At 68.8% G+C, this 26514-nt stretch carries 30 protein-coding genes; 17 read left to right on the top strand and 13 right to left on the bottom strand.

Annotated features, from left to right (window positions below; genetic code table 11):
- Positions 1 to 127: 127 nt before the first annotated feature.
- A complete protein-coding gene (locus NC595_RS06330) occupies positions 128 to 964 on the bottom strand; it encodes a transporter (protein ID WP_253565439.1) in 837 nt (278 codons plus the stop codon).
- Between the two features lie 229 nt (positions 965 to 1193).
- On the opposite strand from NC595_RS06330, the gene NC595_RS06325 reads away from it, so the two are divergent.
- The 3 genes from NC595_RS06325 (at position 1194) to NC595_RS06315 (ending at position 3461) form a co-directional block, all read left to right on the top strand.
- Positions 1194 to 1538, top strand: coding sequence for a hypothetical protein (locus tag NC595_RS06325; protein WP_253565438.1), 345 nt, complete (start codon positions 1194 to 1196; stop codon positions 1536 to 1538).
- A 235-nt stretch (positions 1539 to 1773) separates the two neighbouring features.
- On the top strand, positions 1774 to 1938 hold the full coding sequence (locus NC595_RS06320; RefSeq protein WP_253565436.1) for a DUF2256 domain-containing protein: 165 nt from the start codon (positions 1774 to 1776) through the stop codon (positions 1936 to 1938).
- Positions 1935 to 3461: a cryptochrome/photolyase family protein gene (locus NC595_RS06315; protein ID WP_253565434.1), complete on the top strand. Its 1527-nt coding sequence runs from the start codon at positions 1935 to 1937 to the stop codon at positions 3459 to 3461. Before NC595_RS06320 ends, NC595_RS06315 begins: the two co-directional genes overlap by 4 nt.
- Positions 3462 to 3473: 12 nt before the next feature.
- Here NC595_RS06315 and NC595_RS06310 read toward each other — a convergent pair whose 3' ends face one another.
- Positions 3474 to 4511, bottom strand: coding sequence for a LacI family DNA-binding transcriptional regulator (locus NC595_RS06310; protein ID WP_253565432.1), 1038 nt, complete (start codon positions 4509 to 4511; stop codon positions 3474 to 3476).
- Between the two features lie 225 nt (positions 4512 to 4736).
- Between NC595_RS06310 and NC595_RS06305 the strand changes: the two genes are divergently transcribed.
- Entirely contained in the window at positions 4737 to 4997 is a 261-nt protein-coding gene (locus tag NC595_RS06305; RefSeq protein WP_017462123.1) for a hypothetical protein, read from the top strand.
- A 6-nt stretch (positions 4998 to 5003) separates the two neighbouring features.
- Here NC595_RS06305 and recQ read toward each other — a convergent pair whose 3' ends face one another.
- Both recQ and NC595_RS06295 read right to left on the bottom strand, forming a co-directional pair.
- Entirely contained in the window at positions 5004 to 6818 is a 1815-nt protein-coding gene (gene recQ / locus NC595_RS06300; protein ID WP_253565431.1) for a DNA helicase RecQ, read from the bottom strand.
- 74 nt (positions 6819 to 6892) lie between these two features.
- Positions 6893 to 7255: an MGMT family protein gene (locus tag NC595_RS06295; RefSeq protein ID WP_425493072.1), complete on the bottom strand. Its 363-nt coding sequence runs from the start codon at positions 7253 to 7255 to the stop codon at positions 6893 to 6895.
- Between the two features lie 52 nt (positions 7256 to 7307).
- Here NC595_RS06295 and NC595_RS06290 point away from each other — a divergent pair, with 52 nt between their 5' ends.
- The gene (locus NC595_RS06290) at positions 7308 to 7712 is read left to right on the top strand and encodes a hypothetical protein (protein WP_063669863.1); all 405 of its coding nucleotides are present in this window, start codon (positions 7308 to 7310) and stop codon (positions 7710 to 7712) included.
- A gap of 73 nt (positions 7713 to 7785) precedes the next feature.
- Here NC595_RS06290 and NC595_RS06285 read toward each other — a convergent pair whose 3' ends face one another.
- Positions 7786 to 8910 carry an inorganic phosphate transporter gene (locus NC595_RS06285; protein ID WP_253565429.1) on the bottom strand — a complete coding sequence of 375 codons (1125 nt, stop codon included), beginning with the start codon at positions 8908 to 8910 and terminating at the stop codon, positions 7786 to 7788.
- 48 nt (positions 8911 to 8958) lie between these two features.
- The gene (locus NC595_RS06280; protein ID WP_063669862.1) at positions 8959 to 9588 is read right to left on the bottom strand and encodes a DUF47 domain-containing protein; all 630 of its coding nucleotides are present in this window, start codon (positions 9586 to 9588) and stop codon (positions 8959 to 8961) included.
- A 138-nt stretch (positions 9589 to 9726) separates the two neighbouring features.
- Here NC595_RS06280 and NC595_RS06275 point away from each other — a divergent pair, with 138 nt between their 5' ends.
- Positions 9727 to 11064 carry a hemolysin family protein gene (locus NC595_RS06275; RefSeq protein WP_253565427.1) on the top strand — a complete coding sequence of 446 codons (1338 nt, stop codon included), beginning with the start codon at positions 9727 to 9729 and terminating at the stop codon, positions 11062 to 11064.
- Positions 11065 to 11081: 17 nt separating this feature from the next.
- Positions 11082 to 11699: an exopolysaccharide biosynthesis protein gene (locus NC595_RS06270; RefSeq protein ID WP_253565426.1), complete on the top strand. Its 618-nt coding sequence runs from the start codon at positions 11082 to 11084 to the stop codon at positions 11697 to 11699.
- A gap of 1 nt (position 11700) precedes the next feature.
- Here the strand turns inward: NC595_RS06270 and NC595_RS06265 are convergent, their stop codons facing one another.
- Positions 11701 to 12465 (bottom strand): RNA methyltransferase, encoded by a 765-nt coding sequence (locus NC595_RS06265; protein ID WP_253565425.1) that lies wholly within the window; start codon positions 12463 to 12465, stop codon positions 11701 to 11703.
- Between the two features lie 125 nt (positions 12466 to 12590).
- Here NC595_RS06265 and NC595_RS06260 point away from each other — a divergent pair, with 125 nt between their 5' ends.
- Complete coding sequence (locus tag NC595_RS06260) at positions 12591 to 13394, top strand: inositol monophosphatase family protein (RefSeq protein WP_253565424.1); 804 nt, start codon at positions 12591 to 12593, stop codon at positions 13392 to 13394.
- Here NC595_RS06260 and NC595_RS06255 read toward each other — a convergent pair.
- The 4 genes from NC595_RS06255 to NC595_RS06240 form a co-directional block, all read right to left on the bottom strand.
- Complete coding sequence (locus tag NC595_RS06255) at positions 13384 to 13908, bottom strand: hypothetical protein (RefSeq protein WP_253565423.1); 525 nt, start codon at positions 13906 to 13908, stop codon at positions 13384 to 13386. The genes NC595_RS06260 and NC595_RS06255 overlap by 11 nt on opposite strands.
- A 76-nt stretch (positions 13909 to 13984) precedes the next feature.
- A complete protein-coding gene (gene hda / locus NC595_RS06250; protein WP_253565422.1) occupies positions 13985 to 14689 on the bottom strand; it encodes a DnaA regulatory inactivator Hda in 705 nt (234 codons plus the stop codon).
- The gene (locus NC595_RS06245; RefSeq protein ID WP_253565420.1) at positions 14686 to 15852 is read right to left on the bottom strand and encodes an AI-2E family transporter; all 1167 of its coding nucleotides are present in this window, start codon (positions 15850 to 15852) and stop codon (positions 14686 to 14688) included. The genes hda and NC595_RS06245 overlap by 4 nt, the downstream gene beginning before the upstream one ends.
- A gap of 43 nt (positions 15853 to 15895) precedes the next feature.
- A complete protein-coding gene (locus NC595_RS06240; protein ID WP_253565418.1) occupies positions 15896 to 16885 on the bottom strand; it encodes a DUF2066 domain-containing protein in 990 nt (329 codons plus the stop codon).
- A gap of 96 nt (positions 16886 to 16981) precedes the next feature.
- Here NC595_RS06240 and purM point away from each other — a divergent pair, with 96 nt between their 5' ends.
- The 3 genes from purM to NC595_RS06225 all read left to right on the top strand — a co-directional run bounded on the left by purM (position 16982) and on the right by NC595_RS06225 (position 19510).
- Positions 16982 to 18010 (top strand): phosphoribosylformylglycinamidine cyclo-ligase, encoded by a 1029-nt coding sequence (gene purM / locus NC595_RS06235; RefSeq protein WP_253565416.1) that lies wholly within the window; start codon positions 16982 to 16984, stop codon positions 18008 to 18010.
- Positions 18011 to 18056: 46 nt separating this feature from the next.
- A complete protein-coding gene (gene purN, locus NC595_RS06230) occupies positions 18057 to 18719 on the top strand; it encodes a phosphoribosylglycinamide formyltransferase (RefSeq protein ID WP_253565415.1) in 663 nt (220 codons plus the stop codon).
- Between the two features lie 65 nt (positions 18720 to 18784).
- Complete coding sequence (locus NC595_RS06225) at positions 18785 to 19510, top strand: DUF3108 domain-containing protein (RefSeq protein ID WP_253565414.1); 726 nt, start codon at positions 18785 to 18787, stop codon at positions 19508 to 19510.
- Positions 19511 to 19574: 64 nt separating this feature from the next.
- Here the strand turns inward: NC595_RS06225 and murA are convergent, their stop codons facing one another.
- Both murA and NC595_RS06215 read right to left on the bottom strand, forming a co-directional pair.
- Positions 19575 to 20834: a UDP-N-acetylglucosamine 1-carboxyvinyltransferase gene (gene murA / locus NC595_RS06220; RefSeq protein ID WP_253565412.1), complete on the bottom strand. Its 1260-nt coding sequence runs from the start codon at positions 20832 to 20834 to the stop codon at positions 19575 to 19577.
- A 46-nt stretch (positions 20835 to 20880) separates the two neighbouring features.
- On the bottom strand, positions 20881 to 21120 hold the full coding sequence (locus NC595_RS06215; RefSeq protein WP_017462142.1) for a BolA family protein: 240 nt from the start codon (positions 21118 to 21120) through the stop codon (positions 20881 to 20883).
- A gap of 214 nt (positions 21121 to 21334) precedes the next feature.
- Between NC595_RS06215 and NC595_RS06210 the strand changes: the two genes are divergently transcribed.
- From NC595_RS06210 to NC595_RS06185, 6 genes are all read left to right on the top strand, one after another.
- Entirely contained in the window at positions 21335 to 22345 is a 1011-nt protein-coding gene (locus tag NC595_RS06210) for a KpsF/GutQ family sugar-phosphate isomerase (protein WP_253565410.1), read from the top strand.
- A 25-nt stretch (positions 22346 to 22370) separates the two neighbouring features.
- Complete coding sequence (locus NC595_RS06205) at positions 22371 to 22916, top strand: KdsC family phosphatase (RefSeq protein ID WP_253565409.1); 546 nt, start codon at positions 22371 to 22373, stop codon at positions 22914 to 22916.
- A complete protein-coding gene (gene lptC / locus NC595_RS06200; protein ID WP_253565407.1) occupies positions 22913 to 23512 on the top strand; it encodes an LPS export ABC transporter periplasmic protein LptC in 600 nt (199 codons plus the stop codon). The genes NC595_RS06205 and lptC overlap by 4 nt, the downstream gene beginning before the upstream one ends.
- 37 nt (positions 23513 to 23549) lie before the next feature.
- On the top strand, positions 23550 to 24107 hold the full coding sequence (gene lptA / locus NC595_RS06195; RefSeq protein WP_253565405.1) for a lipopolysaccharide transport periplasmic protein LptA: 558 nt from the start codon (positions 23550 to 23552) through the stop codon (positions 24105 to 24107).
- Between the two features lie 3 nt (positions 24108 to 24110).
- Entirely contained in the window at positions 24111 to 24830 is a 720-nt protein-coding gene (gene lptB, locus NC595_RS06190) for an LPS export ABC transporter ATP-binding protein (protein ID WP_017462147.1), read from the top strand.
- Between the two features lie 123 nt (positions 24831 to 24953).
- Positions 24954 to 26429 (top strand): RNA polymerase factor sigma-54, encoded by a 1476-nt coding sequence (locus tag NC595_RS06185; RefSeq protein ID WP_253565403.1) that lies wholly within the window; start codon positions 24954 to 24956, stop codon positions 26427 to 26429.
- Positions 26430 to 26514 lie beyond the last annotated feature (85 nt).

Raw genomic sequence — 26514 nt, 5'->3', positions numbered from 1 at the left:
GGTCGCGTCGCCGTCGCCCCTGCGTCCGCGGCGTCGGCGATCGGGCCGCCGGGCTGCGCGGCGGAAACGGGAGTCGTGCCCCCGGCCAGCAAGCGAAGCGGATCGGGGGCAAGGAACGCGATCGTCGCTAGAACGAGAACCGCGCCGACATACCCGCGCCATAGTCGGGGCTGCCGTCCGCAAACCCGCCCAGTACGTACCCACGCAGCCCCCAGTGCTCGCTGACCTTGTGGTTGAAGTAGAGCGATGCTTCGCGGCGCGCGTAGGCGGTGTCGGCGGCGCGTTCCTGGTAGAACAGATACAGCCCCGCGCTGTCGCCCTGGCCAAACGCATGGTCGATCCCTGCATTGGCGCTCCAGACATTGTTCAACCGGATGTAGCTGGAGCTGCCGAAATCGGTATAGGCCACGCCGCCGAAGGCCGTCCATGCCGCGCCCAGTGTCTTGTAGATGTCGACGGCACCGGTGTAGTCGCTCTTGCCCGTTCCCAGTCCCTTGTCGGCACTGGCCGTGCCGAACTTGATCCTGCCGGTGAGATCCAGGCCAAAACCCGCGTCCCGGTTCTCGATGGCGTGGTACGTGGCCTGTGCAACCACGTCGCCGATGCCTGATGCCGTGCCAGAGATCGTCGTGGAAGGCGTGACGCCCCCCGTGCCGCCACGGCCGCGACCGCGCCCCTGCGGATTGGAGTTGCTTACGACGCCGATGCCCGGGATGACGTTCGCGGGACCCGACACGTGCAGATACGGCACCGTGAGGCTGGCCGACCATGCGCTGCCCTTGTAACCGACGCTCAGCGGGACATCCCAGATGTTCGTGCGGGTATCCAGCCCGTACTTGCCGCTGCTGTAGTCCGCACCGATGCTGACATAGGGGCTGCCTTCATCGGCCGCGCTCGCCAGCGGAGCCGCGCCGGCGAGCAGGCCGGCGATGAGAGCCAGATGGATTACCTTGCCGTATTTCATGACGGAAGTCCTTCTTCTTATGGATAGGGGAGCGGGGCATGTAGCTGCGTGCTTCCATGGCACGGCTCGCGCAGGACGAACTCGTGCATGGGGAAACCCGCATCCAGAGGTTAGTGAGCGGCGAACACGTGCCTTTGATCGATATCAAGATGCACGGGTGTCGGCTTCCTAGACTTCCCTTGTCGCGACATGTCGCGGACATCCACTTGACCTACCGAGGATCGTCACCATGCGTATCTCCACCATGTCCGTTCTGGGTGCCTCGCTCGCCCTGGCCCTGGCCTCTTCCGCCGTCATGGCCCAGAACAGGGGCGGCAATGCACCGCGCACATCGCAACCGACGACCGTCCCCAGGGGCGACCAGTTGCACTCGCAGGATCGCCTGAAGGACCAGGACAAGCTCCACGACATGGACAAGCTGAAAGACCAGGATCGACTGAAGGATCGGGACAAGCTGCACGACCAGGACAAGCTGAAGGACCAGGATCGCCTGAAGGATCAGGACAAGCTGCACGACCAGGACAAGCTGAAGGACCAGGATCGCCTGCACGATCAGGACGGCCAGTCGATCTGAGCGATCGACGCACGGGTCGGAGTGGCGGCTTCCGCAGTACGTCCGAAAGGCGGAATGCCTCACTCCCTCCGGGCCCCGCGCTGTGGCCAGTGCATCCGGCGGGATGAATCGTGGCCCGAGCCGTGCCGGATCGCGAACCCGGAGGGTCGGTCGATCGAACCGGTGAAGCCCGCCCGACCCGGGAAACGAACAAGACCGGACAGATCCGTTTTCGCGCGCGATGCGTAATGCGCGCATGCGCCGCAAACCCGACCTCCCCAGCAAGACCTGTCGCACCTGCGGGCGGCCCTTCGCATGGCGCAGGAAGTGGGCGCCCGTCTGGGACGAGGTGCGCTACTGCAGCGAGCGCTGCCGGCGGCGCCGCGCGGGTGCCGCTCCTGAGCCGGAGCCCGGCCGATGACCTGCCTGCGGCTGGTGTTGGGCGACCAGCTCAACGCCCGCCACACGTGGTTCCGCGCGGTGGACGGGAACGTCGTCTACGTGTTGATGGAAGTGCGCAGCGAGACCGACTACGTGCGCCACCACGCGCAGAAGGTGCTGGGCATCTTCGCGGCGATGCGCCGGTTCGGCGACGCGCTGGCGAAGGCGGGGCACCGGGTCGAGTACCTGCGCATCGGCGATGCGCGCAACCGGCACAGCTTCGCTGCCAACCTGTCCTGGCTGATCGAGCGATGCGGCGCGACGCGGCTGGAGCGGATGGAGGCGGACGAATGGCGGGTCGAGCAGGCGCTGAACCAAGCCTTCACCGCCAGCGGCCTGCCCCATGCCGTGGTGAGCGCCGAGCACTTCCTGCTGGAGCGCGCCGACGCGGCGAAGCGGATGGCGAAAAAGGTGCCGCGGATGGAGTTCTTCTACCGCGAGCTGCGCCGACGCGACGGCATCCTGCTGGAGCCTGACGGCTCCCCACGCGGCGGCCAGTGGAACTACGACGCGGAGAACCGCGAGAAGTGGCCGGGCGAGCCGCCGGCGCCGGCATGGCCCTGGCAGCGGCACGACCTGCGCGCGCTGTGGCAGGAGATCGTCGACGCCGGCGTGCAGACGCTGGGCGATCCGTCGGCCAAGGCCTTCGGCTGGCCGCTGAGCCGGCGCGAGGCGCAGGCGTGGCTGCGTGATTTCGTGGCGCACCGCCTGCCGCATTTCGGCCGTTTCCAGGACGCGATCAGCGAGGCATCGCCGACGCTGTTCCACGCGGGCCTCTCCTTCGCCCTGAACCTGAAGATGCTGCATCCGCGCGAGGTGATCGATGCGGCGCTGGAGGCGTTCGAGCGCGGCGAGGTGGCGCTGGCCGCGACCGAGGGCTTCGTGCGGCAGATCCTCGGCTGGCGCGAGTTCGTGCGTGCGATCTACTGGGCGCGCATGCCCGGCTACGCCACGCTCAACGCGCTGGGCGCGGAACGCCCGCTGCCGCGCTGGTACTGGGATGCCGACACGAAGATGGCCTGCCTGCGCACGGCGATCGGCCAGTCGCTCGCGCTGGGCTACGCGCACCACATCCAGCGGCTGATGGTCACCGGCAACTTCGCCCTGCTCGCCGGCTGCGATCCGGACGAGGTGGATGCCTGGTACCTGGGCATCTACGTCGACGCCTTCGAATGGGTGGAACTGCCGAACACCCGCGGCATGAGCCAGTTCGCCGACGGCGGCGTGCTGGGCAGCAAGCCGTACAGCGGCTCGGCCGCCTACGTGAACCGGCAGTCGGACCACTGCAAGGGCTGCCACTACCGCCACACGCTGCGCCACGGCGAGCGCGCCTGTCCGCTCAACAGCCTGTACTGGCATTTCCACGTGCGCCACCGTGAGCGCTTCGGCCGCAACCCGCGACTGGCGATGGCCTACCGCAGCTGGGAGCGGATGGACACCGACGAGCGCGCGGCGACGCTGGCGCAGGCCGAAACCTACCTGGCCGATCTCGACGCGCTGTAGGCTGACGCGGGGCTACTTCGCAGCGCGCAAGCTGGAGCGGCGCACGGTGAGCTTCACCGGCAGGATGGTGCTCTCCACCTTTTCGCCCCGGATCATCCGCAGCAGCGCAGCCACCAGCATCTCGCCGGCCTGGCGGGTGTCCTGCTGAACGGTGGTGAGCGCCGGAGTGACGAAGCGCGCCATCGGGATGTCGTCGTAACCGGCCACGGCGACGTCCTCGGGCACCTTCAGGCCGTGCTCGTCCAGCGCACGCAGGGCACCGAAGGCGATCAGGTCGCTGGCGGCGAACACGGCATCGAACGGGACACCGCTTGCGATCAGCTGCCGGGCGGCCTCGTAGCCGGACAGCTCGGTAGTCTCCGCGTCCACCTGCAGGGCCGGATCGACCTCGAGGCCGGCCTCGTCCAGCGCCTCGGCGAAGCCGAGGTAGCGATCCTGGAATTCCGGGAAGTGATTCGACGCGTCGCCGATGAACGCAATGTTGCGGCAGCCCTGGGCGAGCAGATGCTCGCCGATCGCGCGGCCACCGTGGTGGTTGTCGCAGCCGATCGACACGTCCGGCTGGTCCGGCAGCACGGCGCCCCAACGCACCGACTTGGTGCCCTGCGCGGCCAGCGCGGCGAGCCGATCGCGGTAAGCGAGGTAATCACCGTAACCGAGCAGGATGATGCCGTCGGCCTTCTTGCTGTCGGCGTAGTCGGCGTGCCAGTCGCGCGAGAACTGCTGGAACGAGATCAGCAGGTCGTAGCCCTGCTGCGCGCAGGCGCGGGTGATCGAGCCGAGCATCGAAAGAAAAAACGGATTGATGTGCGAATCGTCGGCCGTCGGGTCCTCGAAGATCAGCAGCGCCAACGTGCCCGAGTGCTGCGTGCGCAGGTTCGAGGCGTTCTTGTCGACCTTGTAGTTGAGCTGCTTGACCGCCGCCTCGACACGCCGCCGGGTTTCCTCGTTGACCAGCGGGCTGCCGCGCAAGGCGCGCGAGACGGTTGCCTGGGAGACACCGGCCAGGTAGGCGATGTCGAGCGAGGTGATTTTTCCCTTCGTCGCCACGTTGGATTCGCGTTCGCTCTGGATTTGGAATGGCCACTCGGGGCGGGGCCGGACGCGGAGCAATCCTAGCGGGTTTGCCGCGCAAGGTCGCGCCGCACTGCGGGGCTGCGGGACGTGTCGCCGATCACATCCCTGAACGCCCCATTCAAAGGGTAGCGAACGGATAACGCCGTGGTCACAGACCGCTGCTTAGATTGCGTCGCCCCACCCCACGGAGTGACCGTCGTGCTCGCGCAGTATGTGTACCCCTCGCTGCTTGGTCTGTTCCGCATCATCCGCCACGGGCGGCGCTGGCGTGCGCTGCGCGAATGCGAGGAAGTGGGGCGGTTCGAGTGCGAGCAGGGGGCGCTGGCCGCGCTGCGCGAGGCCTATCCGCACGCCAGGCTCCCGGCGCGACTGGAGCGCTGGCGCTTCCTGCCGCAAATGGCGCTGGTGCACGCGCGCGCCACCGACGAAGACGAGGTGCACTGGCCGATGCAGGCCTGAGGCCGCTCATTCGACCGCGTTGATCACCGCCAGGAAATCGCGCCCGTAGCGCTTGAGCTTGGCCTCGCCGACGCCGCTGATCGAACCGAGCTCATCCTCATTGCTCGGCATTGCCCGCAGCATCGCCAGCAACGTGGCGTCGTGGAACACCACGTACGGCGGTACGCCATGTTGTTTGGCCAGCTGCGAACGGGTGGCACGCAGCGCGTCCCACAGCGGCTGCTCGTAGGCCTCGATGCCGATGCTGGCCCCGGTCACCAGCTGGCTGTCGCGGCGACGCCGCGCGCTGCGCACCGGACGCGCGTCCTCGCGTAGCAGCACCCGCTCGCCCCCGGTGAGCACACCGCGGCTGGCTGCCGTAAGGCGAAGCGTGCCGTAGCCTTCCGGATCGGTGGCTAGCAGGCCGGCGGCGAGCAGCTGGCGGAACACCGAGCGCCAGGCTTTTTCGTCCATATCGGCGCCGACGCCGAAAGTGGTGAGCTTGTCGTGGCCGAGCTGGCCCACGCGCTCGCTGTCGATGCCGCGCAGGATGTCGATGACGTGGCCGGAGCCGTAGCGCTGACCGCTGCGGTACACCGCCGAGAGCGCCTTCTGCGCCGGCACGGTGGCGTCCCAGGTTTTCGGCGGCGTCACGCAGTTGTCGCAATGGCCGCACGGCCCCTCGTAGGGCTCTCCGAACGCGCCGAGCAGCAGCTCGCGCCGGCAGCGGGTGGCCTCGGCGTAAGCCAGCAGCGACTCCAGTTTCTGCCGTTCGATCCGCTTGCGCTCGTCGGCCGATTCGGACTGGGCGATCATCTGGCTCATCGTCACCACGTCGGCCAGGCCATAGATCATCCACGCCTCGGCGGGCAGGCCGTCGCGGCCGGCGCGGCCGGTCTCCTGGTAGTAGCCCTCCATCGAGCGCGGCAGGTCCAGGTGCGCCACGAAGCGCACGTCCGGCTTGTCGATGCCCATGCCGAAGGCGACCGTGGCGACCATCACCACGCCCTCCTCGCGCAGGAACCGCTGTTGGTTGCGGGCGCGGTCGGCCGCCTCCATGCCGGCGTGGTACGGCAGCGCCTCGAAGCCGGCGTCGGCCAGCCAGGCGGCAGTCTCGCCCACCTTCCGGCGACTGAGCGCATAGACGATGCCGGATTCGCCACGGTGGCCGTCGAGGAACTGCATCAGCTGCGTGCGCGGGTTGTGCTTGAGGCTGACCCGGTAGCCGATGTTCGGCCGGTCGAAACTGGAGACGAACGGGCGCGCCTCCTGCAGCGCCAGCCGCTCGACGATCTCCTCGCGGGTGCGCGGGTCGGCGGTCGCGGTGAGCGCGATGCGCGGCACCTGCGGGAAGCGCTCGTGCAGCACCGCCAGCTCGCGGTATTCCGGGCGGAAATCGTGGCCCCACTGCGACACGCAGTGCGCCTCGTCGATGGCGAACAGGGCGACCTCGGTGCGCTCCAGCAGGCCGAGCAGGCGCGGCGTGAGCAGGCGCTCGGGCGCCACGTAGAGCAGGTCCAGCTCACCGGCCATCAGCTGGCGCTCGACCTCGCGCTGAGCCTCGGTGTCGAGGCTGGAGTTGAGGTAGGCCGCGGCCACGCCGGCCTCGTGCAGGGCGTCGACCTGGTCCTGCATCAGCGCGATCAGCGGCGACACCACCACGCCGGTGCCCTTCCGCACGATGGCGGGGATCTGGTAGCACAGCGACTTGCCGCCGCCGGTGGGCATGAGGACCAGGGCATCGCCGCCCTCGATCACCTGCTCGACGATGGCCTGCTGGTGGCCGCGGAAACTGGCGTAGCCGAAGACGGACTGGAGGACGTGAAGCGGGGAGGCGGGCATCCGCACGATGGTAGCAAACAGGGCAAGCCCGGCTGCCGGATCCGGGCTCGCCGCCGCATCGGCATCCGGCGCATTCAGCCGACGGGCATGCCCCACAGCGCATGGTCGATGTCGGCGTCCAGACCGAAGCGCGACAGCGGCACGCGGCCGTTGACCACCTCCACGCCCTCGGCCTTCAGCCGCCGCGCCTGCTCGCGGAAGCCCCGACTGCCCAGCGGCATGGCGATATGCCCGCTGGCGCGCAGCACGCGGAACCAGGGCAGCTCGACGTCGTCCGGCACCTCGCCGAGCAGCCGGCCGACCAGCCGCGCCCGTCCCGGCAGGCCCGCGCGGGCGGCGATGGCGCCATAGCTGGCCACCCGTCCGGGCGGGATCGCCGCGATCGCGCTGTAGATGCGTTGCTGGGCGTCGGTCAGGGGCTCACGCGACGTGATCATGGCGGCCGTGTCACAGTAGAAGGAGATCCAGACTGCCACGGAAACCTCCGCCATGCGTCACTTCGAAGCCGTCCGCTCGCACCTCGGTGCAAGGCACACGCTGCGCAACAACGACCCCTACCTGATCAGCTTCGATCTGTCGGTCGCCCCTGGCCGCCACCAGGGCATCTACCTGGCCGAGCTTGAAGACGAGGCGGACCGGCGCTTCCTTCGCATTTCCACGCCGATCGGCCCGCTGTCCGGCATCGACGCCCAGCGCGCACTGCGCTTCAACTGGGAGCAGCGCACCGGCTTCCTCGCCGTCGCCGACCTGGATGGTTCGCCCTACCTGCACCTGTGCGAGAACCGGCCCTACGACCTGCTCGACGCCGCGGAACTGGAGCGGGTGATCCTGGAGCTGGGTACGCTAGGCGATCAGCTCGAAAGGGCCATTGCCGCCGAAGGCGACAGCCTCTGATCTGTGCGGCCTGAAACGGAGAGGGCCGGGATGCCTCACGGCGCCCGACCCTCGAGGCGCTCGACCGCGGACTTCAGCCCCAGCCCTGCACCAGCCGCACCAGGGCATAGGCCAGCAGGCCGGTGACCGGCAAGGTCAGGATCCACGACCACACCATGCGCTCGACCACCGTCCAGCGGATCGCATTGAAACGCTTGGCCGCGCCCACGCCCATGATCGAGGCGGACACGTTGTGCGTGGTGGATACCGGAATACCCAGCGAGGAAGCGAACAGGATCACCGCCGCCGAGCTGAATTCCGCCGCGAAGCCGTTGATCGGGTGCAGCTTGACCATCTTGTGGCCCAGCGTCTTGATGATGCGCCAGCCGCCACCGGCGGTACCCGCCGCCATGGTCAGCGCGCACACCACCGTCACCCACACCGGCACCGCGAACGGATGGCTGGCATCGGTGGTGATGCGCAGGAAGCCGAGCCAGGCCGGCAGGCGATCGAACTGCCCGGCGCTGGTGGCGCCGGCCAGCGCCAGGGCGATGATGCCCATGCTCTTCTGCGCGTCGTTCATGCCGTGCGAGACGCCCATCGCGGCCGCGGAAAAGATCTGCGCCTTGCCGAACAGCGCGTTGACGAACGGCGTGCGGCCGAAACGCCGCAGGACGCCGGTGCGGTTGGCCAGCCAGGCGAACAGCGCGTAGAGCAGGCCCATCAGCGCGAAGCCGAGCACGAAGCCCATCAGCGGCGAGACCACCATCGGTACCACCACCTTGGGAATCACGCCGGCACCGTTCCACCAGTGGCTGCCGCCATGCGACCAGATCACCGCATCGAACTTGCCGCCGGCTGCCGCCACCGCTGCGCCGACCAGGCCGCCCACCAGCGCGTGGCTGGAGCTGGACGGCAGTCCCAGCCACCAGGTGATGAGGTTCCACACGATCGCCGAGAGCAGCGCGCAGACCAGCAGCTGCGGCCCGACGTCGACCACGTGGATATCGATCAGGCCCTTGGCGATAGTGACCGCCACCGCGGTCCCCCACAGCGCACCGACCATGTTCGTGACGGCGGCCATCAGCACGGCCTGGCCAGGCGTCAGCACCTTGGTCGCCACCACGGTGGCGATCGAGTTGGCGGTGTCATGGAAGCCGTTGATGTAGGTGAAGGCCAGTGCGATCAGCAGGACCGCGACGAGGATGCCCAGCGTCATTTGCGGCTCCCGTCGGAACCCGGATGGAACGTCAGCACGGCGGCGCCCTCAGGAGTTCTTCAGCACGATGGAGTAGACGACGTTGCCGACGTCGCGGCACTTGTCGATCGCCTTCTCGATCAGCTCGAACAGGTCCTTCGCGAGCACCGCGCGCATCACGTCCGCACCCTCGACGTAGAGCGTGCGATAGGGGTCGAGCAGCAGCTTGTCGCCCTCGGACTCCAGCGCCTGCAGGCGGTCCTGCAGTTTCTTCACCGGATCGATGCGCAGACCGCGGCGCAGCTCGCCGATCATCTGCACCACCACCTCGGCGGAGCGCTCGAGCACGAGCGCGCGCTGGGCGAAGTCGACGCCGGCCAGCCGGTCGGCGACCACGGCATAGCGCTCGGCGAACTTCTCCACCGTCTTGGGAATCTTGTATAGGGCCGCGTTGAGCGCCTCGATGTCCTCACGGTCCAGCGCGGTGACGAAGGTGTTCACCAGCTCTTCGCTGATCTGCTGGGCCAGCGCCTTCTCGCGGGCACGGCTGGATGTGAAGGCCGCCATCACCGGCGCATGGTCGGCCTGGCTGACCAGCTCGCGCACGGCGCGGGCGCTGTCGCAGGCCGCTTCGGCACTTTGCTCGAGCAGGCCGTAGAAGCGGTCGCCTTTGCCGAACATCGCTTGCAGGGAGAACATCGGTGGCACCTTGGGGGTGGGTAAAATGACGTTTATGTTACAGGAGCGCGCAAGCCGGGGGAGCCGCCCGCGGCCACGTGATCCCGGACCCCGCTGCCAATACACTGCGCTCATGGCTCCCTGCTCCCGGCACGCGCGATGCTGACCGAATTCGCGCTCGTCTTCGTCCTGTCCCTGTGCAATGGCTTCTTCGCGCTGTCGGAGATGGCCCTGGTCGCCTCGCGCAAGAGCCGCCTCAAGCAGATGGCCGATCGCAGCCGCCGCGCCCGGGTGGCGCTGCGCCATGCCGAGTCGCCCGAACGGTTCCTGTCCACCGTGCAGGTCGGCATCACCCTGGTGATGCTGCTCACCGGTGCGCTGGCCGGCGATGCGCTGGGCGAGCACATTGCCGATGCCCTGCACCGCGACCGCGCGGTCTGGCTGGAGCCCTACGCCCACGCACTGGGCTTCGCGATCGGCTTCATCCTGATCTCCTTCGTGCAGATCGTGTTCGGCGAGCTGGTGCCCAAGCGCCTGGCGCTGGCCGGCCCGGAGAGGGCATCGATGGTGGTCGGCATGCCGATGCTGGTGCTCAGCCGGATCTGCGCGCCGTTCGTGTGGCTGCTCAATACCTGCAGCACGCTGGTACTGCGGCTGCTGCGCGTCACCGACAAGGGCGGCGCGGCAGTGACCGAAGAGGAAATCCGCCTGCTGGTCGCCGAGAGCGCCGAACAGGGCGTGCTCGACGCCGACGAGCACAACATGGTCAACCGCGTGCTGCGGCTGGGCGACCGCACCGTGGACAGCGTGATGACCCCACGCATGCGCATCGCCTGGCTGGACATCGCCGCGCCGCTGCACGAGAACATGGCCGTGCTGCGCGAGACGCCGTACTCGCGCTATCCGGTCTACCGCGGCGACGAGAGCGACATCGTCGGCGTGGTCGAGGTGAAAAGCCTGCTGGCCGACCTGGGCCAGGGCAAGCCGGACCTGTTCCGGCGCCTGTCCAAGCCGCTTTACGTGCCGGCCACGGCGCGCGCGCTGGACCTGCTGGAGGAATTCCGCGACGCCGAGACGCCGATGGCGCTGGTAGTCGACGAATACGGCGATATCGAGGGGGTGGTCACCATCAACGACCTGCTCTCGGCGGTGGTCGGCGTGGCGCAGCTCGGCCACGGCACGCCCGGCGAAGAGCGTTCGCCCATTGTCAGGCGCGAGGACGGCAGCTGGCTGGTCGACGGCACGCTGTCCACCGACGACCTGCGTGAGCTGCTGCGGGTGGGCCCGCTGCCGGGCGAGGACGAACACGATTTCCGCACCGTGGCCGGCATGGTGATGACGGCGCTGGGCCACATCCCGCAAGTGGGCGAGATGTTCGAGTGGCGCGGCATCCGCTTCGAGGTGATGGACCTGGACGGCGCACGCATCGACAAGCTGCTGGTGGTGCCGCCTCCGCCTACCGACGGCCCCGACGACGACGCCACGCGCGGCGGCTGACGCGGCGGACCCGAGCCATGGGCGAGTCGCACGATGCACCGACCGGCCACGCCACCGCCACCCGGCTGCTGCGCCAGTCGATCGCCAGCCAGCCGGACACCCGGATCACCCTCGACACCCTGCTCGACCCGCTGCGCGAGCGAGCCTTCGGCGTGCTGCTGATCCTGTTGGCCATCCCGAACTTCATGCCTCTGGCGGTGGGGATCGGCGGCGTGATGGGTGCCGGAGTCATGGGCATCGGCGCGCAGATGGCGCTGGGTGCGACGCGCCCCTGGCTGGCCCGCTGGATCGGTCGGCGCCGGCTGGAACGCAGCCGGCTACTGGCCCTGCTCGACCGGCTCGATCCGGTGACATCGCGGCTCGAGCGGGTCTGCCGGCCACGCCTGCCGGGCCTGCTGCGCCGGCCATCGAGCCTGCTCTCGGGGGTGATGCTGATCCTGCTGGGCCTAATGCTGGCGCTGCCCCTGCCCTTCACCAACTACTTCTTCGGAGCGCTGCTGCTGGCGTTCGCGTTCGCCCTGATCGAGCGCGACGGCGCGGTGTTGATCGCCGCGTGGGCGTTGACGCTGGCCAGTGCCGGCGTGGTCGCCGGGCTGGGCGAGGTACTGATCCTGCTGCTTCGCGGCGACGCCTGACTCAATCGCGACCGCGCTGACCGGCCAGCATCGCCATGCGCTGGGCATCGGCGAAGATGCCGTGCAGTACGCGCAGCTCGCGCTCACTCATCTGCGCGCGCTGGAACAGCTTGCGCAGCCTGAGCATGATCGTGGTCGGCGTGCGGCCCTTGTGGAAGTCGATGTCGTCGAGCATCTGGGCGAGGTGTTCGTAAAAGCGCTCCATCTTCTCCGCGTCGGCCGGCGGCTCCTCGTGCAGCGGTGGCGCCTCGGGCAGCTCGTCGCCGAGCATCGCCATGCGCAGCTCGTAGGCCGTCACCTGCACCGCCTGGGAGAGATTGAGCGAGCTGAAGTCCTCCACGCTGGGGATGCGCACCATCGCGTGGCAGCGCGCCAGTTCCTCGTTCTCCAGGCCGGTGCGCTCGTTGCCGAACACCCACGCCACCTGCTCGCCGCGGGCGGCGGCGGCCAGCGCCTGCGCCACGCCTTCGCGCGGACTGAGCTCGGGCAGGTTGACGCCGCGCCGGCGGGCGGAAAGCCCGAGCGCGAAGGTGCTGCCGGCCAGCGCGCCGACCAGGTCGTCGTGCACCGGCGCGGCTTCCAGCACGTCGTCGGCGCCGGCGGCCAACGCCGAGGCTTCGGCGTCGGGAAAGCGGTGCGGCACCACCAGGCTCAGCCGGGTGAAGCCCATGGTGCGGATCGCCCGCGCGGCGCTGCCGATGTTGCCCGGATGCGAGGTGCGCACCAGCACGAAGCGGAACAGCGGGGCGAGGTCGAGAGCGGACATGCGGCGGGTCTTCGGGAGCGGAAACGGCCGCCTAGGATAGTCCAGGCCGGCCCGCGCCTGCCGCGAGGCCGCGCCTCTGCTAGAATCCGCGGCCGCTAACCCGTTCTTTTTACAAAGTCCCCGCCATGCCAAGACCCGCCGTTACGATCGCGGCGCGCGCCGCGCGCGCTGCCGGAAACATCATCCTGCGCTATATGAACCGCATCGACGGGCTGAATGTCGTCGAGAAGCAGCAGATGGACTTCGTCTCCGAGGTCGACAAGCTGGCCGAGGCGGAGATCATCAAGGAGCTGCGCCGCGCGTACCCGGATCACGCCATCCTCGGCGAGGAGAGCGGTGCGATCGGCAAGGGCCCGATGCAGTGGGTGATCGACCCGCTGGACGGCACCCACAACTACCTGCGCGGCATCCCGCACTTCTGCGTGTCGATCGGCCTGCTCGATAAGGGCGTGCCGACCTATGCGGTGGTGTACGACCCGCTGCGCGACGAGCTGTATACCGCCAGCAAGGGTGACGGCGCCTTCCTCAACGACCGCCGCATCCGCGTCAGCAAGCGCGACGACCTCGGCGGCGCCATGATCGCCACCGGCTTCCCCTATCGCCAGCGCGCCCATCTGGGACCACAGCTGGACATGACCCGCGCGATCCTCGGCCAGGCCGAGGACATCCGTCGCTCCGGCTCGGCCGCGCTGGACCTGGCCTACACTGCCGCCGGCCGCTACGACGGTTATTTCGAGATCGGCCTGAAGCCGTGGGACATGGCCGCCGGCGTGCTGCTGGTGCGCGAGGCGGGCGGCCGCTACTGCGACTTCGCCGGCCGCGACGGCATCCCCGAGAGCGGCAACCTGATCGCCGGCAACCTGCATGTAGCCAAGGCGATGGTCGACGCCATCGGTGCGCAAGCCACGCCGACGCTGCTCAAGGCCTAGGCCAGCTGACATCCTTCATGGCCTCGCTGTCATCGCCCAGCCGGGGACAGCGCGCCGGATCGGCCTCGCCGAGCCGGCGCGCACGGACTTCATCACGTTGCGGTGTCCCCGGCGGATCCGACGCACTCCAGATCATGCCGGTGCCGGCAAGGCCGGAGGGGGTATGCCGGAGTTCGACCTGGTAGCCGGCGTCGACCGTGCGGTCGAGCTCGAAGCGTATCGAATGACCATCCGGGACTGTCCAGACGATGAAGCGTCGGGTCGCCTGACCGGGATAGAACACCCATCCTCCGGGAGTACCCTGAACCGGATCGAGTATCAGGCAGCCGTTGATGTTGCCCTGCTCCAGCCACTTGCCATGCATGCGACCTTGCGCATCGCGCAGCGGCCGGTCGAACAGCACCAGCGTGGCGGCGCGGTAGGTCGACGCCGGGCAGTCTCCACGGCAAATGCGGACCGCGTAGGTGCCGGCGTACACCGGGGGACGCATGGTCGCATCGACTTCCTTCGCCATGGCCTGGGACACCCAGAAGCCGAGAACCGGCACCAGCCACTTCCACATGACCGACCCACTCCCTGGTCGAGAGACCTCAGCGGTCGCTGCCTTCCCTCAGGAAACCGCGCAGGAACGGTACCGTGATGCGCCGTCGCGCAGCAAGCGAAGCGCGGTCGAGCCGATCCAGCAGATCGAGCAGGGCGCCCAGGTCCCGGGCGTAACGGTTGAACAACCAGTCCAGCACCGGCTCGTCCAGCCCGATCCCGCGGTCAGCCGCGCTCCGCTTCAGCACCCGACGGCGTTCGTCGTCGTCCAGCGGCCGGAGCACGAACTGCGTGCAGGCGCCCAGCCGCGAACGCAGGTCGGGCAAGGCGATGCCGGAGTCGGCCGGCCCGGCCGCCGACGCGAACAGCAGCGCACCACCCTCGGCGCGGGTCTGGTTGTACAGGTCGAACAGGGCGTGCTCGGCCTCGCGCTGGCCGGCGATCGCCTCCAGGTCGTCCAGCGCCAGCCATTCGCTGCCGGCCACGCCGCGCAGTGCCGCCGCGCGGTCGGCCAGGGTGGCCAGCGGCAGGTACTGCACGCGACGCCCGGCCTCGGCGGCCGCCTGGGCGGCGGCCAGCAGCAGATGGCTGCGCCCGCTACCCAGCGGACCGTGCAGATAGACCCAGGGAGCGCCCGGCTGGGTGGACAGCGCCTCGATGGCCGCGAGCGCGGCGGCGTTGTGCGGGCCGGCATGGAAGTGCTCGAAGCGCTGGCGACGCGGCCAGCGCAGGGCAAGCGGCAACTGCGCGGTCATGGCGCGGGGGGCGCGCTCTTGCCGTCGCCGACCGGCGCCTGCGGCGTCGCGGCCACTTCACGGTCGGCACTGGCCTCGGTCACATCCGCCGGAACCTCCACCGCGGCAGCCGGGCCGGTATTCATGTACAGCTCGCTCGCGCGGTAGCGCTCGGTGAGGTAGCGCAGCAGCACCAGGATCACCGAGGCCGCCGGCAGCGCCAGCAGCACGCCGAGGAATCCGGCGAGATAACCGCCGGCCAGCACCGCGAAAATCACCGCCACCGGATGCAGGCCGATCTTGTCGCCGACCAGCTTGGGCACCAGCACGTATCCTTCCAGCAACTGGCCGATCGTGAACACGCCGCAGACCAGCAGCAGGTGGGTCCAGTCGCCGTACTGCACCAGCACCGCGATCACCGCGGCACCGAAACCGATGATGAAACCGAGGTACGGCACGAAACTCAGCAACCCGGCGACCATGCCGATCAGTGGCCCCACCGACAGGCCGACCACCGACAACCCGGCGCCGTAGAACAAGCCCAGCGCCATCATCACCAGCAGCTGGCCGCGCACGAAGGCACCGAGCACCTTGTCCGACTCGTGTGCCAGGCGGGCGACCGTCGGCTCGATCGAACGCGGCAGCATGGCGTCGACCCAGGCCACCAGGCGATCCCAGTCGCGCAGCAGGTAGAACGCGACCACCGGGATCAGCACCAGGTTGGTCATCCACATGAGCACGCCCACGCCCGAACGCGAGAGCTTGCCCAGCACGGTGCCGATCGAGCCGATGTGCTCCTTCACCGCATCCACCAGGCGACCGGTGTCGAACATGTGCGGATCCAGCCGCAGCTTCGCCTGCAGCCACGGCAGGGCGGTGTTGCGCACCCACTCGCCGTAACGGGGCAGGTTCTGGATGAGGTTGTCGACCTGGCGGGAGATCAGCGGGATCAGTACCAGCAGCGCCCCCACCGTGAGCAGCAGCAGCACCACGAACACGATGGTCACCGCCAGCGTGCGACCCATGCCGAACTTCTCCAGGCGGTCGGCCAGCGGGTCGCCCAGGTAGGCGAGCATCGCAGCGATGGCGAACGGCATCAGCACCGGGGCCAGCAGGTAGACCAGGTAGATGATGACCGCGACGATCGCCAGCAACTGCCAGCGACGGGAGTCCTGGGCCGTCATGGATGTACTCCCGCGGGGGTGGCGAGGCGGCGCAAGACCGGCCTCAATGCAGCCAGCGCAGGCTGGCGTCCGCGCCGGCGTGGTTCGACGAGGCCTGCAGCAGGCGGCCACCGGCGGCGAGATTGGACGCCAGCGCGCTCAGCGGCAGTGATGACGATACCTCCAGCAGCACACCATCATCCTTGGCCCCGAGCGTGGTCACGGTACGCACCGACGGATCGCCGCGCAGCACGTTGAGCAGTTGGGCGTAATCCATGGCCGAGGCCACGCCGTCGATCCACAGCTTGCCGTCGCTGGTACCGGAACCGATCACGTTGAGCTGCTTGCCGACCCGCGCGGCCATCGCCGCTCCGGCATCGGCAAACAGGCCGTCCTCGGTCGGGCCCTGGTCCTGCCAGCTCTGCGCGGTACCCCCGGACACCAAAGTCCAGTCGACACCGCCCGAATGCAATTTGCCGACCAGTACCAGCCCGGTCTTGTAGCGGGAAGTCAGCTGGGCCATTTCGGCCGGGTCCACCGCAGCAACCCGGGACAGGTCTGGCGGCTGGGTCGGGTCCGGATAGACCACGCCGTAGCCCTGTGCGGCGGCTGATCTGGCCAGCGCGTCGAGCGAATCACCGCCCAGCAGGCTGCCGTCGGTCCCCTGCACCAGCAGCAGCACGGGTGGCTTCACCCCGGCGGCGGGTGCGCCCAGCTGACCGACCAGGTGGTTGATCGCACCGCGGTCGAAAGTGATCTGCAACGCGATGCCGTCGCCGGAGCGCTGGTACTGGTACTGGCTGACCAGCCCGCTGGCCGACTTCAGCGCATCGTCGTAGCCGGATTTGCCGCGCAGGTCCTGCCCGCCGGCCACGCGGGCCAGCACCTGGGCCATCGCACTGGAGAACGTGGCGTCCCGCTGGGCCTCGCTGGTGTCGGTCACCGGCATGACGACCGTATACGGGGACGATGGCGCCTGCTGCTGGGCGAGCGCCGGCCGCAACCCGGCCAGACCGAACAGGAACAGGATGCAGAGCAGGCGGGACAGGCGCATGGGGAGGGTTTGAAATCCGTTCGAATCGTCCGGGAAGTCTGCCCAATCCGGCCCCCAGCGTCTATCATTGGGCGTTTATCGACGCGGGTCCCTGCCATGTCCGACGCCCTCACCTACCGCGCCGCCGGCGTGGATATCGACGCCGGCAATGCGCTGGTCGAACGCATCAAGCCGCTGGTCAAGCGCACCGCCCGCCCGGAAGTGATGGGCGGACTGGGCGGCTTCGGCGGCCTGTTCAACCTGGGCACCCGCTACAAGGAGCCGGTGCTGGTGTCCGGTACCGATGGCGTCGGTACCAAGCTGAAGCTGGCGCAGACCTTGGGCCGCCACGACACCATCGGCATCGACCTGGTCGGCATGTGCGTGAACGACGTGCTGGTGCAGGGCGCCGAGCCGCTGTTCTTCCTCGACTACTTCGCCACCGGCAAGCTGGACGTGGACACCGCTGCGGCCGTGGTCGGCGGCATTGCGAGGGGCTGCGAGCTGGCCGGCTGTGCGCTGATCGGCGGCGAGACGGCCGAAATGCCCGACATGTATCCGCCGGGCGAATACGACCTGGCCGGCTTCACCGTCGGTGCGGTCGAGAAGGCCGAGCTGATGGACGGCAGCGCCATCGTCGCCGGCGACGTGGTGCTGGGCGTGGCTTCGTCCGGGCCGCATTCGAACGGCTATTCGCTGGTCCGCAAGATCCTCGAGCGCGCGGGCAACCCGCTGGAGCTCGACCTGGGGGGCACCTCGCTGGCCGACGCGCTGATGGCGCCCACCACGATCTACGTCAAGCCGATGCTGGAGCTGCTGCGCGCCGCGCCGGTACACGGCATGGCGCACATCACCGGCGGCGGGCTGAAGGAAAACATCATCCGCGTGGTGCCGGACGGCCTCGGCCTGGCGCTGGACGCCTCGACGATCGCGCTGCCGACGGTATTCGACTGGCTGATGCGCGAGGGCAACGTGGCCCGCGAGGAGATGTGGCGCACCTTCAACTGCGGCGTGGGTTTCACCGTGATCCTGCCGAGCCACGCCGTGTCCGCCGCCACCGCCCTGCTCGACAGGCACGGGCTGGCCTCGCGCGCGATCGGCGAAATCGTGCCGGCGCAGGGCGACGAGCGCGTGCACATCGGCTGATCCCACGAGCCGGCCAACTTCCGGCCCGCGGAGCAACTTCACCAACATGACGACGCCCTTCCGTATTGCCGTGCTCGCCTCCGGGCGCGGCAGCAATCTTGCTGCCCTGCTGGCCGCCCGCGACCGTGGCGAACTGCCGGTGGAGTTCGTGCTGGTTGCCAGCGACAAGGCCGATGCCGGGGCACTGGCCCTGGCGAGGGAAGCCGGGGTGCCGACCCTCGCGCTCTCGCCCCGCGACTACGCCGACCGCGCCAGCTTCGACCACGCCCTGTTCGAACGGATCGCCGGGACGAAGCCGGACCTGCTGGTGCTGGCGGGCTTCATGCGGATCATCGACGGCGCCGCACTGACGCCCTGGGCCGGACGGATGATCAACATCCACCCGTCGCTGCTGCCGAAGTACCGGGGCCTGCATACCCATCGCCGTGCGCTGGCCGCCGGCGACACGGAGCACGGCGCCAGCGTGCATTTCGTCACCGCCGAACTCGACGGCGGTCCAGTGATCGCACAGGCGCGCATGCCGATCGAACCGGGCGACGACGAGCAGCGGCTGGCCGAGCGGCTGCTGGCGCTGGAACACCGGCTGCTGCCCGCCGTCGTGGCGGACATCGCCGCCGGACGCATCGCGCTGCGCGACGGGCGCGCCTGCTTCGACGGCCAGGCGCTTGCAGCGCCGCTCAACTGGCGTGACGGCACGCTCGCGCGCTGAACGCCAGCGCCAGGGCACTCACCGTCGCAACCGAGCGTTCAGGTGCGCCGCTTAGACTCTGGCGCATGACTCCTGCCCGCCTCCCTGTCGCAACGCGCTTCGCGCGTACCGCCCTCGCCGCTCTCGCGCTCGCCGCTGGCACCGCCGCCGCAGCCACCGCACCGAGGCCCTTCACCGCCACCTACCAGGTCCAGCAGGACGGCCAGACCATCGGCAAGGCTACCGTGACCCTGACAGCCGTGGGCAAGGACGAATACACGTACCGCAATCGCTCCCGGGGAACGGGAGGGCTGGCCGCGCTGATCGGCGCCAACACCGACGAGACCACCCGGTTCCGCTGGCACGACGATGCTCCCGAGACGATGACCTACGACTACGCGATGGACTCCTCGTTCAAGCGCAAGCACCGTCATCTGCAGGTCGACCGGGCCAGCAACCAGGTCACGGTGGACGAAGGCAAGGGGCCGATCCATTACGCCGGCACCGCGGGCATGGTCGACCGCAACACCCTGCCGCTGGCCCTGGGGCTGGCGCTGCGCGATGGTGACAAGCAGGTGGTGCTGCCGGTCGGTGTGAAGCAGCGTGTGGAAAAACAGCAGTATGCCGTGCAGGCCACCGAGCGGCTGGCCGTGCCGGCCGGAGAGTTTTCCGCCGAACGGGTCACCCGCACCGACACCGACAAGCCGTTCGACGCCTGGTACGTGCCGGCGAAATTCCCGGTGCCGGTGAAGCTGGCCCAGGCCGATGGCGGCAACCTGACCCTGCTGCTGGAAAGCTTCCACTCGCCCTGAGGCGTGGCGAGACAAGAAAAAGGCCGGGGCATGCCCCGGCCTTTTTCCTGCACAACCTGTTTCGTCAGTTGGGCAAGCGACGGATCCGCGCACCCAGCACACCGAGCTTTTCCTCGATGTTCTCGTAGCCGCGATCGATGTGGTAAACGCGGTCGACCGTGGTGTCACCCTCGGCGACCAGGCCGGCCAGTACCAGGCAGGCCGAGGCACGCAGGTCGGTGGCCATGATCGGCGCGCCGCTCATCTTCGGCACGCCCTGGATGATTGCCGCGTTGCCTTCCAGGCGGATGTCGGCGCCCAGCCGCTGCAGCTCATGCGCGTGCATGAAGCGGTTCTCGAACACCGTCTCGGTAATCACGCCGACGCCCTCGGCGACGCAGTTCAGCGCAGTGAACTGGGCCTGCATGTCGGTCGGGAAGGCCGGGTACGGCGCCGTCACGATGTTCACCGCCTTCGGGCGGCGACCGCCCATGTCCAGCTCGATCCAGTCCTCACCGGTGCTGATGTGCGCGCCGGCTTCTTCCAGTTTCGACAACACCGACTCCATCGTGCCGGCGCGGGCACCGCGGGCGCGCACCTTGCCGCCGGTCATCGCCGCACCGACCAGAAAGGTGCCGGTCTCGATGCGGTCGGGCAGCACTTCGTACTCGGCGCCGTGCAGGCGCTCGACGCCGTGGATCGTCATGGTGGCGGTGCCGGCGCCCTCGATCTGCGCCCCCATGGCGTTGAGGCAGTGGGCCAGGTCCACCACTTCCGGCTCCTGCGCCGCGTTCTCGATGATGGTGGTGCCGCTGGCCAGCGCCGCGGCCATCATCACGTTCTCGGTACCGGTGACGGTAACCATGTCCATCGCGATGCGGGCGCCCTTCAGCCGCTTGGCGCGCGCCTTGATGTAGCCGTTCTCGACGACGATGTCCGCCCCCAGCGCCTGCAGCCCACGGATATGCTGGTCGACCGGCCGCGAGCCGATCTGGCAGCCACCCGGCAGCGACACCTCGGCCTGGCCGAAGCGCGCCACCAGCGGCCCCAGCACCAGGATCGACGCGCGCATGGTCTTCACCAGGTCGTACGGCGCGAAATAGCGGTCGGCCGGACGCGGGTCCACGTGGATCTTCATGCGGTCGTCCAGCACCAGTTGCACCCCCATCTGGCCGAGCAGCTCCATCGTGGTGGTGACGTCGTGCAGATGCGGCACGTTTGATATGGTCACCGGCTCGTCGGCGAGCAGGCAGGAGGCGAGGATCGGCAGTACGGCGTTCTTGGCGCCGGAGATACCGACCTCGCCCTGGAGCGGCTGCCCGCCGCTGATGAGGATCTTGGCCATGAGGTTCCTTGCGAAAATGGTGATGCGGGAGTCGCGCGCCGATCTCCTAGGATCGCGCCGCGGCCTCCTGCGGCGTGAGGGTTTTCAGGGCCAGCGCGTGGATCGCACCGCCCATCAGGTCGCCCAGCGTGGCGTAGACCAGCCGGTGCCGGGCCAACGGCAGCTTGCCGGCGAACTGCTCGGCCACCACCGTGGCCTCGAAGTGCACGCCGTCGTCGCCACGCACGTCTGCCCGGGCACCGGGCAAGCCGCTCTCGATCAAAGCCTGGATCCGCTCTGCGTCCATCTGGATTCCACTGTCCGGAGGGCGTCGTCTGGACGGGGGCGCCGGATCCCGGCGGCGTCCAACGCGCTGTCACAAGAAGGTAAACTGCAAGACGGCCATGGTAATGGAAAGTCGCTGGCGCAGAAATGACGGCATGTCATTCAGCGTGCGGCTGCGAAGCTACACCGTGGACTTTGCCCCGACCCCGCACCCTGGCGCCGCCGCCGAAGGACCCATGAACGCACGCATCGCACCATCTGCCGAGATCTCCGTCGATCCGGACGCCATCGCGCGCAGCGCCCGCACGGTGATCGCCACCGAGGCGGCCGCGATCCGGGCGCTGGAGCCGCGCGTGAACGGCGATTTCGTCCGGGCCTGCCGGCTGATCCTGGGTTGCCAGGGCCGCCTCGTCGTCAGCGGCATGGGCAAGTCTGGCCACATCGGGCGGAAGATCGCCGCCACCCTGGCCTCCACCGGCACCCCGGCTTTCTTCGTCCACCCGGGCGAGGCGAGCCACGGCGACCTGGGCATGATCACCCCCCAGGACGTGGTGCTGGTGCTGTCCAACTCCGGCGAGACCGACGAACTGCTGTTCATCCTGCCGGTGATCAAGCGGCAGAACATCCCGCTGATCGCGATCACCGGCAACCCGAAGTCCTCGCTGGCCGGCCAGGCCGATGTGCACCTGGACGCCAGCGTCTCCACCGAAGCCTGCCCGCTGGGCTTGGCGCCGACCGCAAGCACCACCGCCGCGCTGGTGATCGGCGACGCGCTGGCGATCGCCTTGCTGGAGGCCCGGGGCTTCACCTCGGAAGACTTCGCCCGCTCGCATCCGGCCGGGAGCCTCGGGCGCCGGTTGCTGCTGCACATCAGCGACGTGATGCACACCGGCGAGGGCATCCCGCGGGTCGGCCCGGACGCCAACCTCACCCTGGCGCTGATGGAAATGACCCGCAAGCACCTGGGCATGACCGCCGTGGTGGACGCCGACGACCACCTGCTCGGCGTGTTCACCGACGGCGACCTGCGCCGCGCCCTGGACGACGACGGCGTGGACTTGCGGGGAGCCACCGTGGCCAGCCTGATGAGTCGCTCGCCGAAGACCATCACGGCGGACAAGCTGGCGGTGGAAGCGGCCCAACTCATGGAGAAGCACCAGATCCACGCCCTGCTGGTGGTCGACGAGCAGCAGCACGTGGTCGGTGCCCTCAACATCCACGACCTGCTGCGCGCCCGCGTGGTCTGATCCCTGCCAGCCAAGCGACCCGCACGTGACCGGATACCTTGCCGACCTGCCCGCCGACCTGCTTGCCCGGGCCACCCGCATTCGACTGGCCGCCTTCGACGTGGACGGCACCCTCACCGATGGCCGCCTGCACTACGCCGAGGATGGCCGGGAAACCAAGGTCTTCCATGTGCATGACGGTCTCGGCCTGAAGCGCCTGCAGGCCAACGGCATCGAGGTGGCGATCGTGACCGCCCGCATCAGCCATGCGGTCACGCTTCGTGCTGAGGAGCTGGGGATTGCCCATGTCTACCAGGGGCAGGGCGACAAGCGGACCTGTCTGGGCGACCTGCTGGATGCCCTGAACCTTCAGCCGGAACAGGCCGCCTTCGTCGGCGACGACCTGCCCGACCTGCCGGCGATGGGGCTGGCAGGCCTTGCCGTTGCGACCGCCAACGCGCACCCATGGGTCGTCGAACGCGCGCACTGGCAAACCACCCGCCGCGGAGGCGAAGGGGCCGCGCGAGAGGTCAGCGACCTGCTGCTGCTGGCCCAGGACAAGGCGGACGCCGAGCGGGAACGCTGGCGATGAGCCCGGGACGCTGGTTCCGCGACCGTCGCCTGGCGACGGCCATCGTCGTCGTCGGCCTGCTCGTCGGCACGACCGGCCTGCTGCGCTGGTGGATGGCGCCCGAGCCAGCCCCGGACCAGTTCGTGGGACCGCCGCGGTCCGGCTACACGCTCACCGAATTCCAGCTGTCCAGCTATGGCCGTGATGGCCGCCCCGCCTTCAACGTGAAGGCCCCCCGGCTGGAGCGGCGGGAGGGTGACGAATCGCTGTACATCAATTCGCCGGTATTCGACCTGCCCTCCAACCAGGCCGGCGTACCCGACTGGCGCGGCGAGTCGCTGTATGGATGGGTGGACAAGGGCGGCGACCTGCTCAAGCTGCAAGGGCCGGTGCACATGCATCGCGAAGCCTTCGACGGCACCCCTGCCGCCCGACTGGACACCGAGGACGCCACCATCTGGCCCAAGCAGAACCGGATGGAAACCGCCGCCCCGGCGCACATGGCGCAGGGCGACCTTACAATGAGCGGGGTAGGCATGCGCGCCGACCTCAACGACAAGCATCTGGAGTTGCTCAATGACAGCCAAGGGTCATTCCCGCCACGCAAGCGCCGCTAGCCGGTGGCGCCTGCCGGCCGTGCTAGCGGTATCGCTCATGCTGCCGGGAATCGGCCTGGCCAAGCAGAGCGATCGCGACCAGCCGATGAACTACACGGCCGTCTACACCGAGGCCTTCCAGAAGCCCAACTCCGTCAGCACGCTCAAGGGCAAGGTCCAGATCACCCAGGGCACCATGCACCTCAGCGGCGACCTGGCCAAGATCTACCTGGACGGAGACTCGCAGATCTCGCGGGTGGTGGTGACCGGCCGTCCGGCGCACATCCAGCAGTTGGACGACAGCGGCAACCTCATGACCGGCGAAGCGGCGACACTGGATTACGACAACGTGCACGGCATCGCCGTGCTGACCACCGATGCGGTGGTCAAGCAGCAGGGGCGCGGGCAGTTCTCTGGCGACAAGCTGACCTACGACACGCAGACCAGCCAGATCACCGGCGAATCGAACGGCCAGGGCCTGGTGCACGGCACCTTCCTGCCCAAGCCGCACCCGCTCAGACCGGCTGCCGCGCCCGCTGCCACGACACCCGCCGCGCCCGCTCCGGGCACCTCCGCCCCCATGCCGGCGGCGGCCGCCAGCAGCAAGCAGCCCTGACCGATGCTGTCCGCAGAAGGCCTACAGAAGCGATTCCGCGCGCGCCAGGTGGTGCGCGACTTCGGGTTCTCCATCCGCCAGGGCGAGGTGGTGGGCCTGCTCGGCCCCAACGGTGCCGGCAAGACCACCTGCTTCTACATGGTGGTCGGCCTGATCGAGGCCGACGGTGGCTCGATCAAGCTCGACGGCAAGGACATCACCGGCCTGCCGATGCACTCGCGTGCCCGGCTGGGCATCGGCTACCTGCCGCAGGAACCCTCCGTGTTCCGACGCCTGAGCGTGGCCGACAACATCATGGCCGTGCTGGAGCTGCGCGAGGGACTGACCGCGCGCGAACGCGCTGCCCAACAGGAAGGCCTGCTGGAAGAGCTCAAGATCAGCCACATCGCCGACCAGAAGGGCATCAGCCTGTCCGGCGGCGAGCGGCGCCGGGTGGAAATCGCCCGGGCATTGGCGGCGGAGCCCCGCTACATGCTGCTGGACGAACCCTTCGCCGGCGTCGATCCGATCTCGGTGGGCGAGATCCAGCGCATCGTGCGCCACCTGAAGGAGCGCGGCATCGGCGTGCTGATCACCGACCACAACGTGCGCGAGACGCTCGGCATCTGCGACCGGGCCTACATCCTGAACGAGGGCGAGGTGATGTCCCGCGGTACCCCGGCGCATATCCTCGCCGACGAAAAGGTCCGGGACGTCTACCTGGGTCGCGAATTCCGGCTTTGACCGGCGGCCGGGTTGCAGGGAATTGACCCGAGGCAGATCGGGGCGCCCCGGCGGCACCTCAAGGCTGTTCGACTCCCCGGGGTGGGGTTAGGATGAAAGCCAGTTCCAAGGCCACCGGTCGGTATGAAACCCGGACTCCAGTTCCGACTCCATCAGCAGCTGACCCTGACGCCGCAACTGCAGCAGGCGATCCGGTTGCTGCAGCTCTCGCAGTTGGAGCTGGAAGCCGAGCTGCGCCAGATCGCCGAGGGCAACCCGCTGCTGGAATTCGAGGAAGAGTCGACGGAGGGGTCCATCGAGTCGGCCGATGAGGATGCTTTCCGCACTGACACCGGGCTGGGCTCCACCAGCGCAAGCAGCACCTCCAGCGAGGAGCATGACTCCGGCGAACCGCCCGACTGGGCCGATGGCGATGGCGCCGGGGAATCGCCGATGGACTTCTCCTCCGTCGGTTCGGCCAGCGGCAGTGGCAGCGGCAACCGGGACGAGGATTTCGAGCCGCAGAACGCCGCCGCCGAAACGATGCAGGAACACCTGCTCTGGCAGCTCAACCTGTCCGGATTCACTCCACGCGAGCGCGCCATCGCCACGGTCATCATCGACGCGCTGAACCCGGACGGATACGTCGCGGAAACACCCGAGGCCCTGCTGGCGGCCCTTCCCGCCGACCTGCAGGCTAGCGCCGAGGAAGTCGAGGCCGTGCGGCGCCGGGTGCAGGATTTCGACCCGGTCGGCGTGGCCAGCCGCGACCTGCGCGATTGTCTCAGGGTGCAGCTGGAACAGTTCGACGATGGCACCGCGCAGCGCGAACTCGCGCTGCGCATCGTCGACTCGGAACTCGAACTGCTCGCCCGCAACGATACCGGTCGACTCGCCCGCAAGCTGCGCGCCGGCGAGGACGAAGTCGCCGCCGCCGCCGCACTGATCCGCAGCCTGGATCCTCGCCCGGGCGCCGCACTGGACACCACGCCGGTCGAGTATGTCGCTCCCGACGTCTACACCTTCAAGGAAGGTGCCCGCTGGAGAGTGAGCCTCAATCCGGAATGCCAGCCGCGGTTGGGCCTGAACCAGCATTACTGCAGCCTGATCGCCAAGGCGCGCGGCGAGGATGCGAGCTGGATGCGCGGCCAGCTGCAGGAGGCGCGGTGGCTGATCAAGAGCCTGGAGTCGCGGGCCGAGACGCTGCTCAAGGTCACCGAGGCGATCGTGCGCAGGCAGAGCGCCTTCCTCGACTACGGTCCGGAGGCCATGCATCCGCTGGTGCTGCGCGAGGTGGCCGAGGAGGTGGGCATGCACGAATCGACCATCTCCCGCGTGACCACGCGCAAGTACATCCACACGCCACGCGGTACCTTCGAACTCAAGCACTTCTTCTCCAGCGGGGTCTCCACCGAGGACGGCGGCAGCGCATCGTCCACCGCCATCCAGGCGATGCTGCGCAAGCTGGTCGAATCGGAGGATCCCCGCAAACCCCTTTCCGACCAGGCGCTCGCCGAGGAACTGCACCGCAAGGGCATCCAGGTGGCGCGCCGCACGGTTGCCAAATACCGGGAGGCCATGCGCATACCCAGCTCCAGCGAGCGTCAGCGCGCCAGCTGAATCCTCGCCGCGCGCGGCGCGGAACCTCGAGGACCTCAAGGCGTCTGAGCCACTGGACGATAACGAGATGACTGTGGATGCACCC

The organism is Dyella lutea, assembly GCF_024158035.1.
GTDB classification, from domain to species: Bacteria; Pseudomonadota; Gammaproteobacteria; order Xanthomonadales; family Rhodanobacteraceae; genus Dyella_A; species Dyella_A lutea.
Note: the sequence above shows the minus strand (reverse complement) of the source record. Positions and strands in the feature narration are given on the sequence as shown.